Below are 16,464 nucleotides of genomic sequence, written 5' to 3'. Positions count from 1 at the left end.
GGAGCGAGCGCCCTTCGACAGGCTCAGGGCGACCCGAGCGAAGTCGAGGGTCGCAGCGAGCGACCCTCAGCCGAGGCCGGCCCAGCGCGTTGTATCCACATGTATCCCCAACTGGTCGAGCAGCCGGACGCAGGTGTAATTGACGATGTCGTCGATGCTGGTGGGCCGGGCGTAGAACGCCGGCATCGGCGGCGCAATCACCACGCCCATGCGCGACAGCTTCAACATGTTGTCCAGATGGATCTCGTTGAGCGGCGCTTCACGTACCGCGAGCACCAGCTTGCGACGCTCCTTGAGCACGACGTCGGCGGCACGGTGGACCAGATTGTCGCCAAGGCCGTGGGCGATGGCGGCCAGGGTGCGCACGCTGCACGGCGCGATCACCATGCCCATGGTCACGAACGAGCCGCTTGAAATGGACGCACCCTGGTCGGTGAGCGGGTGCACGACCGACGCCAGCGCGTTGACTTGTTCGGGGGTGTAGCTGGTTTCGTGCACCAGCGTGCGCGCGCCCCAGCGGCTCATGACGAGATGGGTTTCGATCCCGCTGCCCTGGAGCATCTCCAGCAGCCGGACGCCGAATATCGAGCCGCTGGCCCCTGTGATCGCAACGATCAACCGCCGAGGAGTCTCACTGGTCCGCATTATTCACGTCGCTGTCTCAAATGTAACATTCGTGTAACCCATGGCTGAGCTTCTTAAGGCACTATATCGTCTAGTGATTCGCCCAACGTTGATCGTCGTCTTCCTGCTGGCTTGCCTCGATGCGACGGCCGCCCTGGCCCAAGCGAATGGTCCGGCTGAAGCCGGACGCTACATGGCACAACCCGCGCCACCGGCCCCACCAGCCCAACCCGCCCCACCAGCCCCTGCAATTAGACGCTGGCTCGATGTGCAGTCGGTGCACGCGGCCTCGCGGTTCCGGTGGTACAAGAACAGCGCCGGCCGCCTCAATTCCAGCTCACTGCAGTGGCAGTCGCAATTGCGCGGACGCTTTCTGTTCGACCAGGCCGGCCGCTACAGCATCGGGACACTGGCCTCCACCGGATCGACGCTGCCTTCCAGTTGGAACAACACCGGCGGCGGCCTCGGCCAGTACTCGGGTGCCTTCAACGTGAAGCAGCTGTTTCTGTCGGCGGAGCCAGTGAAGGGCTTGGAGTTGCAGGCCGGCGGCCTGTTCATGAACCGCGGCGAGATGGCCGAGCACCTGACCTACGACTCCGACGCCTACATCGTCGGCGAACGCGTGACGGTGAGGCCGTCGAAGGGCCGCGTCACGCAGATCGCCGTGACCGCCGGGCACTTCGGCGACTTCCGCGAGGTCAACGTCTTCAAGCGTCTCGACCGCATGACCGACCTCAACTACGGACAGGCGCTGGTTGGCTTCCGCCTGGGACCGCGTGCCGCCGCCTCGGTGGATTACACGCACGAAGACGGGCGCGACATCATCCGGCAAGGCATCAACTTGCGCATGCCCGCCACCGTCAAACTGCTCACTGCCCTTAAGTTCGAAGCCTACCAACGGGTGTCGGATGATGATGGCCAGGGTTTCCACGCGGCCGCTGACGCGCGCTGGAAGCGCCTGAGCGTCACGGGCGGCGTAATGTCCGTTGATCGCAACTACACGGTTGGCACCATTCCCTTCAACGGCGATCGCTACGAAACCGGCCATCGCTGGTATTCGATCGGCGGCGTGACGCTGACGCGAGACCTGTCCGTGGGCTGGTTCCAGAGCGAGGCGTTCAACGTCGACTTCCCGATCCCGCTGAAGCACCGCTTCGACTTGTTCATCACCTTCAACCCGACGGCCAGCCTCAAGCGCGCTGGAATTTTCTAGTAGCGCCCGCGGGGCCCCGCCCCGCGTTGGCCAAGCAACAAATACACGATCATCGACGTGGCCAGCGCCGGGAGCGTGGCGCCAATCGGCGCTGCCAGCTTGTAGACGGCAAATCCCAGCAGCCACGCCGCCACGCCGGCGGCGGTGAAGGCGGGCATTCGGGCCGTCTGGTAGATGCCGTCAACATCGACTTTCGCGCGCAGCACGACGAAGTGCGCCAGGAAGATGCCGCCGACGGGCACCAGCACCGAGCCGAGCAGCACCATCAAGTCGGCGAACTGCGTCAGCCACGCCGACGAGATGAGTCCCAGCGCCGTGCCGATTAGTCCGATCACCCAGACCGAGCCCACCCCCGTGGACCGCGGGACCAGGGTCCGCCACGCCAGCGACGACAGGTAGATGTTCACGAAGTTGGTGGTCACCGTCGCCAGCACGACCAGCAGCGCCGCCCACCAGCCGACGCCCGCCGCCGCGAGCATCGTGCCGGGATCGGCGCTGCCGGCAATGCGGGCCAGGTTCCAGCCCACCGGCATCAGCCAGAGGGCGGGCAAAGCGAGGCCGGCAAACACCGCCGTGGCGCTGGCGCGGGGCGAGCGCGTGTAGCGCGAGTAGTCGGCAAACATCAGCAGCCACGACACCTGGTAGCCAATCACGACGTCGATCCCCCAGAGCAGCGGCGGGGCGGGTTCGCTGCTGACCGCCGCCGTCATGGGCGGCAGGGTGAAGGCCGCCCACGTCAACATCGAGCCGGCAATCACCATCAGCGGCACCGCGACGCGGTCGGCGTGACCGACCGCTCGCGGACCGCGCGCCACGATCGCCGTGGCCAGCACGCCGAGCACGGCCGCCCAGATCCGGGCGTTCGACTCGCCACCGAGCAACTGCGCGCAGACCGATGCCGCGATGGTGTTGTTCACCGCGATCCATGCGAAGTTGGTGAGGTAGAGCAGGCCCGACACCAGCTGCGCGCCTCGGAAACCAAGCGGCGCCCGGGCCGCAATCATCGATGGCACGCCGAAACGCGAGCCGACCGGCGCCAGCAGCGCGACGAGCAGCGCGCCAAAGACCGCGCCCGACACCACCAGCACGACCGCGTCGGTGCTGCCGTAGCGCGAGCCGAGCACCGCGCCGGTCTGGAGCGTCGTGGCGACGACGTTGGCGGCGGCGAAGATCAGGAAGAGGTCGAACGGCGACTGGGAGCGCTGCGACTCGGGAATCGGCGAGAGGTCAGCGGCGTCCATGTCGTCGAAGGCAGTATAGAACCGGATCGGTGCCCTGGCTTCGCGCTCGAAGCGCGCCAGGCGCCACTTGGTCTGCCGCGGCAGGCCGCAGTTCGGTTTACGAGCCGGGCATTCGTCGCGCCTTGAAGACGGGATAAACCACCGGGCGATCGGCGGCGCCCAGGGTGTTGAGCGCCTCGTCCATCAACCCCCAGCCGACGAAGCCGTCGCGCGACTGCGGCTCGAGATAGTAGAACGCGGCGTTCGCCATGGGCTGCGCCATGTCAACCACGAACGAACCGGCCGGAAACTCCTGGGTCAGCACGGGCGAGAACGACCCGTCGAGGGTCGTCATGTCGTAGCCGGCGCGCCGCACCGCGTACATCCGATCGACCGTGAACTGCTCGCCCAACACCTTCGTGGCGGCGGAGAGGGTCGTCACGCGGATGTGCTGCAGCCTCAGCTTCTCTGCCACCACGCCCATCGTCGGCGGCAGCACATAGGCGCGCGGCACGGTGGCGCGGCGCGTGCCCACCGGCTTGGTGAGGTCGTCGACGCCCCGCGCCAGCTCGGGCGGTCCCGACGCGGTACCGGGTTTGGTGCCGAGCACGCTCGTGCCGGGCCGGTACATCGGTTCATTCGCGCGATAGGCCAGCAGGTCGATGGTGCCGGCCGATTGGTACTCGCCGTCCAGGAAGTTGGTGAGCGTGCCCTGCTCGGCGCCCGCCAGCACCGCCGCCACCGTGTCGTCGTCTGCCTTCTTCGCGACCGCCTGCATTTCGGTGCCGCGGGCACCGACGTAGTCGACGAGCGCCGCCAGGTAGGCGTACTGCGCGTAGATGCGGCGTTCGAAGGTGGGCTGGCCCGGCGTTTCGGTGATGATCGCGAAGCGGTTGCGCAGGCCGTAGGCATTGACCAGCATCTTGGCTTCCACCGTCCAGGCCGCGCGGTCGTGGCTCCACGCCTTCGGCGGCCACGTGTCGGGCACAGCCAGTGCGTGCGTGAACACCTCGAGGCCGAAGTTGGCGCGCACCGCGTCGCGCACGGCCGGGAAGAGCGTGTGGGTCATGTAGTCGCGCGGGCCCGGCGCGGCGGCGGGGATGGTGGCGGTGCCGTAGGTGTTGGCGTAGCCATGGTTCACCCGGCTCATCAGATGGCCGTCGAGAAAGAGCAGCGGGTCCCAGGCGTTCAGCGTGCGGATGAGGCCTTGTGATTCGATCGAGGTGAGTTTCGCGCCCTCGCGGTTGAGGTCGAGGCCCTGTGAATTCTCGCGGACGCCCTGGATGTACGGAGTCTCGCTGCCGTAGCCGCCGTTCTGCGTGACGAACGTGTCGGTGCCGTCCACATTGTAGACCGGCGCGATCATTACGATCATCTTCTCGAGCAGAGCCGCGCGCGAGCCCGACGCGAGATCGCGCGCCAGCACGACCATCGCTTCGGCCGCTTCGGGCTCGGGCGGATGAATGTTGCCCAGCAAAAAGACGACCGGCTTGCCAGACGCCTTCGCCTGCTCGGGCGAAGTGACGCGCGGGTTGGCGAAGATCATCACCGGTGCCGCCTTGCCGAGCGGACTGCGGAACATCGTCTCGACGTGGAGGAACTCGGTCTTGAGCTTGACCGCCGCAATCCACTCGTGCAGTTGCAGCGTCGACATGGTGCGGGTCCAGTTGGTGCGCTCGGGCACGGTCAGCAGGTCGGCCGGCCACCGGCCGGACCAGCCGGCGGGCACCTCGTCGCCCCAGAAAATCCTGCGAGTCTGCGCAGAGGAATCAGATGTCATGGTGACGACCGTGAGCAGGAGCACGGCGGCGGCGCGGTGGACGCGAGACATGATGGCTCCATTGTGCTTCACCAAGACCCTGGCCGGGCAGTCCTTCGGGGCGGCAGTATACAGCCCCCGCATAGACAAGGCAGAATGGCACCCACCATGAAACGCATCCTTCTCGCTCTCGTCTTCACGCTGGCGGCGCATGCCCCGGCATTCGCCACGTGGTCGGTGATCGCCGTCGACGCGCGGACCGGCCAGGTCATCATCGCCTCGGCCACCTGCGTGCGCCAGCAGGGCTTCCCGCAGCGCCAGCCGAACCCCTCGCGCGACCTAATGGACGTGCAGGCGGTGATCGTGCCCGGCATTGGCGTGGCCGCCTGCCAGGCCGGAGTCGACAACACGCGTGAGAACCAGATGCTGGTGTACGCGGAGATGAAGAAGGGCACGCCGCCGGCCCGGATTCTCGAGCTGCTGCAGCAGCACGAGGCGGCGCGGAAGCCCGAAAGCCAGCTCGAACGCCGCCAGTTCGGTATTGTCGCCATTCCCAACGGCAAGGAGATCACGCCCCAGAACAATCGCGTCGGCTTCAACGGCGCCAACAACTCGGTGTCGTCGCTCTACTTCGGCGGCCGCGTCGGCGACATCCACTACCAGGTGCAGGGCAACACGCTGCTCGGTGATGCCGTCGTCCACCAGGCGGCACTGGCTTTCACCCGCGCCACCGGCACCATGGCCGACCGCGTGATGGCCGCCATGGAGGCCGCCGACGTCAATGGCGGCGACCATCGCTGCAACTGCGGCACCAGCGTGATCGACTTCGTGCCGTGCGACAACAAGACCTCGTATGTGGCCTACATCGCCATTGCCGAAAAAGACGATGCGATGGGCGAGACGCACAACGATGGACAGTACTCGGTCTATCTCAGCGTGACCGATCTCAATACCGTGAAGGGCGAGAGCGGCAATCCCGTGAAGACCCTGCGGATGCGGTACGACGCGTGGAAGAAGGCGGGATCGCCCAAGACCGGGCCGATGCCGCCTTCGCCATTCAAAGGCGTGAAGTAACCGTGCGCGCGCTGCTGATTGCCGTTGCACTCGCCGCCACGGGCGTGGCCCTGCCGGCGCAGGTGCCGCCGCCGGCATTTGTGCTGCAGCCCGATCGCGTTTTCGATGGCGAGACCATGCACCCCGGATGGGTGGTGGTCGTGCGCGGCGACCGGATCATCGCCGCCGGTCCGCCGGCCACCACGAATGCGCCTGGTGGCGCACGCACCATCGCGTTGCCGGGTACGACGCTGCTGCCAGGCCTCATCGAAGGCCACTCGCACCTGTTGCTGCATCCGTACAACGAGACCTCGTGGAACGACCAGGTGCTGCGGGAGCCCCTGGCGGTGCGGGTCGCGCGTGGCGTCAATCACGCGCGCGACACCTTGATGGCAGGGGTGACCACGGTGCGCGACCTCGGCAGCGAAGGCGCCAGCTACGCCGACATCGGCCTGCGGCAGGCAATCAACGAGGGCATCATTCCCGGCCCCCGCATGCTGGTGGCCGGCCCGGCGATGGTCGTGACCGGTAGTTACGCTCCGAAAGGGTTTGCGCCCGAGTTCACGGTACCGCAAGGCGCGAACGAGGCGGATGGACCGGAGGGCGTGGTTCGCGAGGCGCGCTCGCAGATTGCGCGCGGCGTGGACTTCATCAAGATATACGCCGACTACCGCTGGGGACCGAACGGCGAAACCCAACCAGGTTTCACGCTCGAAGAGATACAGAAAATCGTCGAGGCGACCAACAGCAGTGGCCGGCCGGTGGTCGCGCATGCCTCGTCTCCGGAGGGCATGCGGCGCGCCATCATGGGCGGCGCCGAAACCATCGAGCACGGCGACGAAGGCACGCCAGAGATCTGGAAGCTGATGGTCGAGAAGAACGTGGCGTTTTGTCCGACCATTGCCGCCGGTGATGCCATCTCGCAGTACGGCGGGTGGAAGAAGGGCGTCGATCCCGAGCCGGCGCGCATCGCGCGCAAGCGCGAGACCTTCAGGGCGGCGCTCGCCGCGGGTGTGAAGATGTGCTTTGGCGGCGACGTCGGGGTCTACGCACACGGCGACAACGTGCGCGAGCTGGAACTCATGGTGGAGTTTGGCATGGCGCCCACCGCGGCCCTGGTGGCGGCCACCTCCGGCAACGCGACCTACTTCCGCCAGGCCGAACGCATCGGTCGCGTGAAGCCCGGCCTGCTGGCCGACCTGATCGCGGTGACCGGCGACCCAACCGCGACGGTCCAGGCCCTCCGCCGCGTCACGTTCGTCATGAAAGGTGGCGAGGTATTCAAACAATGAAATTCATCCTGATCGTCCTGCTGCTCGCCGTCAGCTCACTGTCGGCGCAGACCGTCGGACCCGAGAAGGGTTCTCTGGTTATCGTCGGCGGCGCCATGCAGGACCCCACCATTGTCCAGCGATTCATCGACCTGGCGGGCGGACCCGACGCGCCGATCGTGATCATCCCCACCGCCGGCGATGCAGACGACTACGACCAGTACTGGTCGGGCCTGAAGCTGTGGCGCCAAAACGGGGCGACCAACCTCACCGTGGTCCACACGCGTGACCGGAAGGTGGCGGAGACCGAAGCGTTCGTGAAGCCGATTCGCGCGGCGCGCGGGGTGTTCCTGGCCGGCGGGCGGCAGTGGCGGCTGGCCGATGCGTACCTGGACACGCTGACCCACAAGGCGCTGGCCGACGTGCTGACGCGTGGCGGCGTGCTCGGCGGTTCGTCTGCCGGCGCGTCGATGCTGGCGTCGTTCATGGTCCGCGGCGACACCAAGAGCAACGAGCAGATGATTGGCGACCACACGGTGGGCTTCGGCTTCCTCAAGAACGCCGCGGTCGATCAGCACCTGTTGAGGCGCAACCGCCAGTTCGACATGCTCGAGGTGATCGACAAGCACCCGGAACTGCTCGGCATCGGCCTCGATGAAGACACCGCGATCGTCGTCGACGGCGACCGGTTCGACGTGATCGGCCAGAGCTACGCCGTGATCTACAGCAATACCCCGGTGGCCGGCGCGACGGGCCGCTTCTTCTTCATGGGCGCGGGCGATCGGTTTGACATGAAGACCCGTGCAGCCACCAGGCAAGGCACCGAGTGGCGGCCGCTGCAGGGCGTGCGGCCGCCCAAATAGGTCCGCCCGCTAGCGCAGCAGTGCAACGACACCCGCGATGGCGGCTGTCTGCGTAACGCCGAACACCAGGCCCCACTTGAGCAGTTCAGCGTTCCGGTCGCTCATCTCGGCGCGGAGCGAGCCAAACCCGGTGGCCATTTCGGCCCGAACCTTGCCGAACTCGGTGGCCATCTCAACCCGGAGCTTCCCGTTCTCTTCGGCGAGCCGTCGCTCGAACCGCTCCGTGACGATGACGACGACGTCGCTATCATTGCTGCTCATATCGACCACCGCCGCGCTGTGGCGCCTCGCATTCATGATCTCCCATCCAAATTCTCTGACCGCACCGACGACGGTCTCATCGTCGACAGGGTGTGGTCAAGCAGGAAGCCACGAACGTGACCAGATTTAACAGATCGCAGATTTTGCAATCTGGCAGCGCGTTAGACGACGTTGGCCTCTCCGGCGGCGAGGCGCCGGCTGAAGCGATCGAGCGTGAAGGGCGAGAGATCGAACTGGGGATCCCGGCCGGTCATCAGGTCGGCCAAAATGCGGCCGGCCGCTGGCGCGTGCTGGAAGCCGTGGCCGCTGAAGCCGGCGATGGTGTAGAAGCCTTCGACGTCGCTCGATGGCCCGATGATCGGATTGTGGTCGGGCGTCATCTCGTACAGCCCGGCCCAGGCGTGTGACACGGCGGCGTCGGCCAGCGCCGGCAGCCGCTGCATAGCCACCTCGATCACTTTGGGCAGGAAGTCCCAGCGCACGGTGATGTCGAACCCGGGTTGCTCGTCCGGATCGCCCATGCCGAACAGCAGCCCGCCGCCTTCGCGGTGGAAATAGAAGGTGCTGTCGAAGTCGATCACGAGCAGCTTGTTCTTTGGCACCCGGCCCGCGTTCCCGGCATCGTCCCACGAGCCGCCGGCGGGGGGCGAGGCGATGAAGATGTGGCGGCGTTCAGGCTCGACGGGGACGTCGACGCCGCACATGCGGCCAATCGACTTGGCCCACGGACCGGCCGCGTTCACGACCAGCGGCGTGGCGATCTGGCCGCGCGAGGTTTGCACCTCGGCGACCCGATTCTGGTCGAGGCGAATCCCGGTGACCTCGGTGTCGCGGACAATCTCCACGCCCCTGGCCTGTGCGCCCCTGGCAAAGCCCACGGTGACGCCGTTGGGGTCGGCCACGCCATCGGCCGCGCAGAACGTGGCGCCCTTCACGCCGGTCACGTCGAGCCCGGGCGCCAGCGCCTGCGCCTCTGAAGGGGAGAGCCACTGGACGTCAACCCCGCGCGACTTCTGCAGCTGGATGTTCTTGAGGAAGGTGGCCACGTGCGCGGCCTTCGACAGCAGGAAGAGATAGCCGTCCTGGTGGAAATCGATCGGCGTACCAACCACCTCTTCGAATCGCGCCATCATTGCAATCGACTCGATCGACAGGTCGATGTTGGCCGGATGGGAGAACTGGTGGCGAACGCCGCCGGCGTTCTTGCCGGTGGATCCGGCGGCGAGTTGCGCCTCGCGCTCGACCAGGACGACGTCGGTCATGCCCTGTTGGGCGAGGTGCCAGGCGACGCTGGCGCCCATGCACCCGCCACCGACGATGACTGCGTCTGCCGTGTGTTTCATGAGGGCGATCTGAATCTATCAGACCGCCCTCACGGCAGCTAGTTGTTACGCGAGATCGAAACGATCGAGGTTCATCACCTTGTTCCAGGCCGCCACGAACTCGCGGACGAACTTCTCCTGCGCGTCCGCGCTGCCATACACCTCGGCCAGTGCCCGGAGCTGTGCGTGGGAACCGAAGATGAGATCGACGCGCGTGCCGGTCCACTTGACCGAACCGGTCGCGCGATCGCGGCCTTCGAACACGTCCGACGCGGCCTTCCACTCCGTGCCCATGTCGAGCAGGTTGACGAAGAAGTCGTTCGTCAGCGTTTCGGGCCGCTTGGTGAAGACGCCGTGCGCCGACTGGCCCTCGTTGGCGCCGAGCACGCGCAGGCCGCCGACGAGCACCGTCATCTCGGGCGCGGTCAACGTCAGGCGCTGCGCCCGGTCCACCAGCATCTCTTCCGCGGTCAGCCGTGATGTCCCGCCGAAGTAGTTGCGGAAGCCATCAGCGATGGGCTCGAGGGGCTTGAACGACTCCACGTCAGTCTGCGCCTGCGACGCGTCGGTGCGGCCCGGCGCGAACGGCACCGCCACGTCCTGCCCGCCCTTCTTGGCGGCCTGTTCGATCGCGGCGCAGCCGCCCAGGACGATCAGGTCGGCGAGTGACACCTTCTTGCCGCCGCCGGCCGACGCGTTAAACGCCTGCTGGATGCCCTCGAGGGTGCTGAGCACCTTCGCGAGTTGGGCCGGCTGGTTGACCGCCCAGTCTTTCTGCGGCGCCAGGCGAATGCGGGCGCCGTTGGCCCCGCCGCGCTTGTCGCCGACGCGGAAGGTGGATGCCGATGCCCACGCGGTCGCCACCAGCTGGGACACGGCCAGGCCCGACCCGAGGATCTTGCTCTTGAGGTCGGCAATGTCCTTCGCATCGATCAGCTTGTGATCGACCGCGGGGACCGGGTCCTGCCAGATCAGTTCCTCGGCCGGGACTTCCGGTCCGAGATAGCGGGCGCGGGGGCCCATGTCGCGGTGTGTCAGCTTGAACCAGGCGCGCGCAAACGCGTCGGCGAACTGATCCGGATTCGCGAGGAAGCGCCGCGAGATCTTCTCGTAGGCCGGATCGACGCGGAGCGACAGGTCCGTGGTCAGCATGGTCGGCGCGTGCCGCTTGGCCGGATCGTGGGCATCGGGAACGGTACCTGCGCCGGCACCGTTCTTGGCGATCCACTGGTGCGCGCCGGCGGGGCTCTTCGTCAGCTCCCATTCGAAGCCGAACAGGGTCTCGAAGAAGTTGTTGCCCCACTTGGTCGGCGTGTTGGTCCAGGTGACTTCGAGGCCGCTGCTGATGGTGTCGCCGCCTTTGCCGGTGCCGAAGCTGCTCGTCCAGCCAAAGCCCTGTTCCTCGATCGCGGCGGCTTCAGGCTCGGGGCCGACGTGCTTGGCATCGCCGGCGCCATGGGTCTTGCCGAAAGTGTGGCCGCCGGCAATCAGCGCCACGGTCTCTTCGTCGTTCATCGCCATGCGCGCGAAGGTCTCGCGGATGTCCCGGGCGGCGGCGAGCGGATCAGGATTGCCGTTGGGGCCTTCCGGATTCACGTAGATCAGGCCCATCTGCACGGCCGCCAGCGGATTGGACAGGTCACGGTCGCCGCTGTAGCGTTCGTCCGCCAGCCACTTGCCCTCGGGGCCCCAGTAGATGTCCTCTTCGGGTTCCCACACATCGGCGCGCCCTCCGGCGAAGCCGAACGTCTTGAAGCCCATCGACTCGAGGGCGACGTTGCCGGTCAGGATCATCAGGTCGGCCCAGGAGAGCTTGCGGCCGTACTTCTGCTTGATCGGCCAGATCAGCCGGCGCGCCTTGTCGAGGTTGACGTTGTCGGGCCAGCTGTTGAGCGGCGCGAACCGCTGCTGGCCGGCGCCGGCGCCGCCGCGGCCATCGCCGATGCGATAGGTGCCGGCGCTGTGCCAGGCCATGCGAATGAACAACGGACCGTAATGGCCGAAGTCGGCCGGCCACCAGCTCTGCGAGTTGGTCATCACCGCGAGCAGGTCCTTCTTCACGGCCGCCAGGTCGAGACTCTTGAATTCCTCGGCGTAGTTGAAGCCTTCGCCCATCGGGTCCGACAGGGGCGACTGCTGGTGCAACACCTTCAGGTTCAACTGGTTGGGCCACCAATCGCGGTTCGACCTGCTGCCGCCGCCGGCGTGGTTGATCGGGCATTTCGATTCGGTTGACATGTATCTCTCTACCTCTGGGTCGGACGCTCTGTGACAGCGGGAATATCCCGCACCACCTTGAATTTTAGATGGTGACGCTCATGCGTGTCTAAGACATCGTGTGTCTCAGAGTTATAACCTTGGACTATGGCAATCAGTACGAATGGGGGAACGGGCCGGGGGCCGGCCGCGGGCCGCTGGCCGCTGGCCCGGCACAAGGGTAACGGGTTGGGGCCACCGTCGCCGAAGTGGCCCTTCGTGGTTCGCAAAGGTGGCAGGTGCCGGCCAGGCTGCTACTGGGCCGCAGGGCCCTGCTCGGCACGCCACGCCAGATAGGCGTTGCACCGATCGGCCTTTTCAGGCTCGCAGACGCAACTCTTCTCGTGGCGGACCGCTCCGCACCCGGTGCAGACTTCCTGCTTGTCGCAGCGGATGTAATCGCGGAATACCGGCTTGCCCCACATGTCGGCTTCCTCGGCTGCCAGAATCTCGGCGTCAACGACGCGCGGACGCCATTGATGGTGTTCCCACTCCAAGTTCAAGAAATGCTTGGTGCAACTCATGGGCGACTCCTCTCGTGCACCGAGCTGCAAGAGGCGCACCAGACGGGCGGCTCAGAAACTCACCGTGATTCGAGGCATTTGTTGCCGGGCGCTCGTCGAAAACCCCGTGATCGTGGGGAAATCCCCGCTAGTGCGCCACCAGGCCGCCGCGGAGGTAGACCGCCGAGATCTTTCGGGTATGGGTGATGTCAACCAGGGGGTCGGCGTCGAGGACGATGAAGTCGGCGCTGGCGCCGGCGGTGATAATACCGGTGTTCGCCAGCCGGACGAACGCCGCGCCGTTCCTGGTGGCCGCGACAATTACCTGTGACGGCGTCATGCCCGACGCCACCATGTCGGCCATCTCGACGTGCGGCGCCCACGGCGTATTGCCGTCGGTGCCGAGCGCGATGGTCACGCCCGCGGCCGACAGCTTCGCCAGGTTGCGGGCCTGGATGGCGAACGACTGCTGGGCCTGCGGCCGATCGGTCGAGGCGCCCTGGATCTTCTGGAGCTGCCCGTCCGGAATGCGGCCGCGCAGCCAGCTGTAATCGACCGCGACGCCGCGATCCGGCAGGTTGGGGATCAGCACGACATTCGGCCGCGCCTTGAACAGCGCGACCGTTTCGTCATCGATGTCGCGATCGCGAATGCCGTGCGCAAACGCGTCGACCCCGGCCCGCAGCAGGCCCTTGGCATCCTCGAGCGAGAAGATGTGCGCCGCCACCCGCAGTTGGTGCTTGTGCGCCTCGTCGATCACCGCCCCGTACAGGGCCGGCGTCAGCTTCGGGAACTTGCCGTCGCGATCGTCCACCCAGATCTTGATCAGGTCGACCTGCTTCGCGGCCTGCTCCTGCACGGCCTTGCGGGCCTCGGCCTCGGTCGTGATCCAGTAGGGCACCTCGGAACGCCCCTTCTCGGGTGCGGTAATGCCGCGGCCGGCGAGGAACAGGCGGGCCAGTCCCGGCGTGGCCTGCGCGCGCTGCGCGAACGGCGCGTCGGTGCCATCAAGGCCCATGCTGAGCGCCGCGCCCACGCCAAACCGCGCCCGCTGCTGCAGATCGGTCACCAGTTCCGGCGCGGTCGTGCTGGTGTGGACATGCGTATCGACAATGGCCGGCATCACCGTCTTGCCGGCGAGGCTGACGCGCGTGGCGCCGGCTGGTGCCGTGACGGTGGCTGCGGCGCCGACCTGCGTCAGGCGATCGCCCTGCACCACGAAGGTGGCGTGGTCGATGGTCCGGCCATCGCCAACAATCACGCGCGCGTCCTCGAAGACGGTGACAGCCGGCGCCTGCGCCAGCGAGAGGGTGACGGCGGTAGCCGCGATGACCGCCGCCATGATTGTGTGCTTCATATTCGACTCCCGACTCCCGACTCCCGACTACTTCTTGTAGATCTTTCCGTCTTTCATGACGAAGCGCACGCGCTGCAGGGCGGTGATATCAGTCAGTGGGTCACCATCGACGGCGACGAGGTCGGCGGCCAGTCCGGTGGTGACCGAGCCGGTAATGCCCTCGAGGCCCATCGACTCGGCCGCGAGCGAGGTCATGCTGATCACCGTTGCCATGGCCCGCTGGCCCGACTTCACCCGCTCGATGGCCTCGCGCGCGTTCTGGCCGTGGGCGCCGGCCACCGCATCGGTGCCCATCACCATCTTCAATCCCGGGGTCTTGAGCGCCGCGCTGAACATCGCGTCCTTCGACTCGAGCGCCTTGGCCATGGCGGCAAACCCTTCCTCGGTGTAGTTGCCCACGCCGAGAAAGCGGGACTTGTTCTCGAGATAGTTCTGGGTCACCAGGCCGATGTTGGGGTCGAAGTAGACGCCGGCATCGGCCAGCGCCCGTAAGGCCTCCGCGCTCGCCAGGCCGCCGTGCTCGACCACCGAGCAGCGCGCCTTGGCCGCGCGCATCATCGATTCCGGGCTGTGCGCATGCACCATGCTGCGCAGGCCCTGCGCCCGCGCTTCGCCGCAGGCGGCGTCCAGCTGCTCCTGCGACAGCGTGGCCACCCCGCCGTCGCGGATGCTGGCGGATGCGAAGATCTTGATCAGGTCGGCGCCGTCGGCCTTCTTCTTCCTGATGTCGGCGCGGATGTCGTCCGGTGTCATCTTGGGATTCGAGACCTGGCCGAGCGACGACAGGATGCGCGGCCCCGGCAGGACGCCGCGGGCGATCGCATCGCGCACCGGCCTATCCGACAGCGAGCCGACACTCTGGACGGTCGTGAAGCCGGCCATCAGGGTGACAAACGCGTTCTCGGCGCCGTAGAGCGCGGCTTGCGCCGGCGGCTCGGGCCCGCTGTGGTACCGGCCCTTGGCGTCAAAGTGCCAGCCGATGTGGACGTGCGTGTCGATGAAGCCGGGCATCAGCGTCAGCGTGCCCAGGTCGTGCGTCACCGGCCCGGCCGCGCTGCCGACGCGAACGATCTTGCCGTCGCGCACGGTGACGACGGTGTTGCGGAGAGTCTGCCCTTTGCCGTCGATGACCGTCCGCGCCCGCAAGGTGATCTCCTGCCCCTGCTGCGCGACCACCGAGACGCCGGCGGCGACCAAAATGACAGCGATGATGGTTCGCATGCCGCCGATTATGTGCCAGTTTGTCCGCGCGGGGTTGAGGGCGGACCCGGGTGGCCGCCCGGGTCCCGGCCAGGCGTTTCAGTTGATGGCCGCGCGAATGGCACGCCCCGGCGGCGCGACGTTGGCCAGACGCCCGTTCGAGACCACCGGTGTGCCGGCGACCAGGACCCAGCCGATGCCGTCCGGCGCCAGCGAAGGCCGCTGATAGGTGGAGCGATCGATCACCCGCGCGGGGTCGAACACGACGATGTCGGCGTCGGCGCCAACCGTGAGGCGGCCCTTGTTGCGCATCGCCGGGACGCGCGCTTCCAGCCGGCGGGCCGGCGCGATCGTCATCTTGCGCAGGGCGTCCATCAACGACAGCGTCTTCGCGTCGCGCACGTAGCGGCCCAGCACCTGCGAGAAGGTGCCGGTGGCCCGCGGGTGCCCGCGACCTTCGCGCAACTGGCTGCCGTCACTGGCAATCATCGTCAACGGGCTGGTGATCGCGATCTGCACGTTTTCCATCCGGCCCGGTCGCTGAATCACCGACCCGCCCTGCTGGCGGTAACGTGCGAACGTCTCGCGCGTGAGCTGCTCGCCCGTATTGACCCAGGTAATCTCCGCGATCTCGGCATCGCTCATGCGCTCCCAGTTGTCGTAGAGCGCGGATTCGATGCGCGTGGAGCCGCGATTGTAGGGGTAGGCCTCGGTCGTGATGTCGATCCCGCGCGACTGCGCGTCGCCGATGAGCGCCAGCATGCGGCCCACGTCGTTGCCGGCGGTGCTGTTGACGTGCACGATGTGCAGGGGAGTGCCGGTCGCCACCGCGTTGGCCAGCGCCTCCTGCACGCCTTCCACGCCGCGCCGCACGTGGATGTAGGCCGGCGCGCGGTGACGGCCGGCGACGCGGAACATCTCGAGCACCTCCCACGGCGACGCCGCCGGTGTGTAGGCGGTGCCGAAGCCAACCCCGACGGCGCCGCGACGCAGCCCGTCGTCGATGCGCCGCGCCATCTCCGCCACGTGCGCCTCGGTGGCCACGGCGCTGGCGCCCGGACCACTCGGCAGAAAGTCGCCGGCGTCGCCCATCACGGCCATGCGCACACCGATGTGGCCGATGGCCACACCGTAGTTGACCAGCCGGCCCGGCTCGCGCTCGCGATACCACGCATCGACATCGGCGGTGCCGACCTCGAGCTCGAAGACGCTGGTCACGCCGTCCATCGCGGCGTAGCGGTAGTTCTCGTCGTTCTGGCCGTGGCGGTGGAGATCGACGAACCCCGGCGCCACCACGTGGCCGCCGGCATCGATCACGGTCCTGCCGCGCAGCGGTCCCACCTCAATGGCCGCGATCGAACCGCCGCGCACGCTGACGCTGCGCACCCCGTCCAGGCCCGATGCGGGGTCCATGACCCGGCCATTGACGATCACGAGGTCGAAATCCTGGGCGGCTTCGAACGGCACCGTCACGACGCCGGCGAGGAGGATGACGAAAGTCAGGGCTGTACGCATGGCGGGATTATCCGCCAATTGGTCCGGGCGTGAGCGAGGCATCGGGT

General features: G+C 67.1%; 14 protein-coding genes. 4 read left to right on the top strand and 10 right to left on the bottom strand.

The annotated features are described in order from the left end of the window. Positions 1-66 precede the first annotated feature (66 nt). On the bottom strand, positions 67-645 hold the full coding sequence (locus Q8T13_14850) for a UbiX family flavin prenyltransferase (GenBank protein MDP3719039.1): 579 nt from the start codon (positions 643-645) through the stop codon (positions 67-69). A 73-nt stretch (positions 646-718) separates the two neighbouring features. Here Q8T13_14850 and Q8T13_14845 point away from each other — a divergent pair, with 73 nt between their 5' ends. After that, positions 719-1,837, top strand: coding sequence for a hypothetical protein (locus tag Q8T13_14845; protein ID MDP3719038.1), 1,119 nt, complete (start codon positions 719-721; stop codon positions 1,835-1,837). Here the strand turns inward: Q8T13_14845 and Q8T13_14840 are convergent. Together Q8T13_14840 and Q8T13_14835 are read right to left on the bottom strand one after the other, a co-directional pair. Then, positions 1,834-3,078 (bottom strand): cytosine permease, encoded by a 1,245-nt coding sequence (locus Q8T13_14840; protein MDP3719037.1) that lies wholly within the window; start codon positions 3,076-3,078, stop codon positions 1,834-1,836. The two genes, Q8T13_14845 and Q8T13_14840, sit on opposite strands and share 4 nt — an antisense overlap. Before the next feature lie 97 nt (positions 3,079-3,175). Further along, positions 3,176-4,888: a M14 family zinc carboxypeptidase gene (locus Q8T13_14835; GenBank protein ID MDP3719036.1), complete on the bottom strand. Its 1,713-nt coding sequence runs from the start codon at positions 4,886-4,888 to the stop codon at positions 3,176-3,178. A gap of 96 nt (positions 4,889-4,984) precedes the next feature. On the opposite strand from Q8T13_14835, the gene Q8T13_14830 reads away from it, so the two are divergent. Genes Q8T13_14830 through Q8T13_14820 form a run of 3 tightly spaced genes read left to right on the top strand, consistent with a single transcriptional unit; the run spans position 4,985 to position 8,003 of the window. Then, positions 4,985-5,890, top strand: coding sequence for a DUF1028 domain-containing protein (locus Q8T13_14830; protein ID MDP3719035.1), 906 nt, complete (start codon positions 4,985-4,987; stop codon positions 5,888-5,890). Between the two features lie 2 nt (positions 5,891-5,892). Further along, entirely contained in the window at positions 5,893-7,161 is a 1,269-nt protein-coding gene (locus Q8T13_14825; protein MDP3719034.1) for an amidohydrolase family protein, read from the top strand. After that, positions 7,158-8,003 (top strand): cyanophycinase, encoded by an 846-nt coding sequence (locus tag Q8T13_14820; GenBank protein MDP3719033.1) that lies wholly within the window; start codon positions 7,158-7,160, stop codon positions 8,001-8,003. The genes Q8T13_14825 and Q8T13_14820 overlap by 4 nt, the downstream gene beginning before the upstream one ends. A gap of 9 nt (positions 8,004-8,012) precedes the next feature. Here Q8T13_14820 and Q8T13_14815 read toward each other — a convergent pair whose 3' ends face one another. The 7 genes from Q8T13_14815 to Q8T13_14785 form a co-directional block, all read right to left on the bottom strand. After that, on the bottom strand, positions 8,013-8,264 hold the full coding sequence (locus Q8T13_14815) for a hypothetical protein (GenBank protein ID MDP3719032.1): 252 nt from the start codon (positions 8,262-8,264) through the stop codon (positions 8,013-8,015). Positions 8,265-8,425: 161 nt separating this feature from the next. Continuing rightward, positions 8,426-9,607, bottom strand: coding sequence for an FAD-binding oxidoreductase (locus tag Q8T13_14810; protein MDP3719031.1), 1,182 nt, complete (start codon positions 9,605-9,607; stop codon positions 8,426-8,428). Between the two features lie 45 nt (positions 9,608-9,652). Then, the gene (gene katG, locus Q8T13_14805; protein MDP3719030.1) at positions 9,653-11,824 is read right to left on the bottom strand and encodes a catalase/peroxidase HPI; all 2,172 of its coding nucleotides are present in this window, start codon (positions 11,822-11,824) and stop codon (positions 9,653-9,655) included. Between the two features lie 272 nt (positions 11,825-12,096). Next, positions 12,097-12,366, bottom strand: coding sequence for a hypothetical protein (locus Q8T13_14800; protein MDP3719029.1), 270 nt, complete (start codon positions 12,364-12,366; stop codon positions 12,097-12,099). Positions 12,367-12,493: 127 nt separating this feature from the next. Next, positions 12,494-13,702, bottom strand: coding sequence for an amidohydrolase family protein (locus tag Q8T13_14795; protein ID MDP3719028.1), 1,209 nt, complete (start codon positions 13,700-13,702; stop codon positions 12,494-12,496). 27 nt (positions 13,703-13,729) lie between these two features. Further along, positions 13,730-14,923, bottom strand: a complete 1,194-nt coding sequence (locus tag Q8T13_14790) for an amidohydrolase family protein (protein MDP3719027.1) — start codon at positions 14,921-14,923, stop codon at positions 13,730-13,732. A gap of 78 nt (positions 14,924-15,001) precedes the next feature. Beyond that, complete coding sequence (locus Q8T13_14785) at positions 15,002-16,417, bottom strand: amidohydrolase family protein (protein ID MDP3719026.1); 1,416 nt, start codon at positions 16,415-16,417, stop codon at positions 15,002-15,004. Positions 16,418-16,464 lie beyond the last annotated feature (47 nt).

The sequence above is a fragment of the Acidobacteriota bacterium genome, assembly GCA_030697165.1.
GTDB lineage: Bacteria > Acidobacteriota > Vicinamibacteria > Vicinamibacterales > UBA2999 > 12-FULL-67-14b.
Note: the sequence above shows the minus strand (reverse complement) of the source record. Positions and strands in the feature narration are given on the sequence as shown.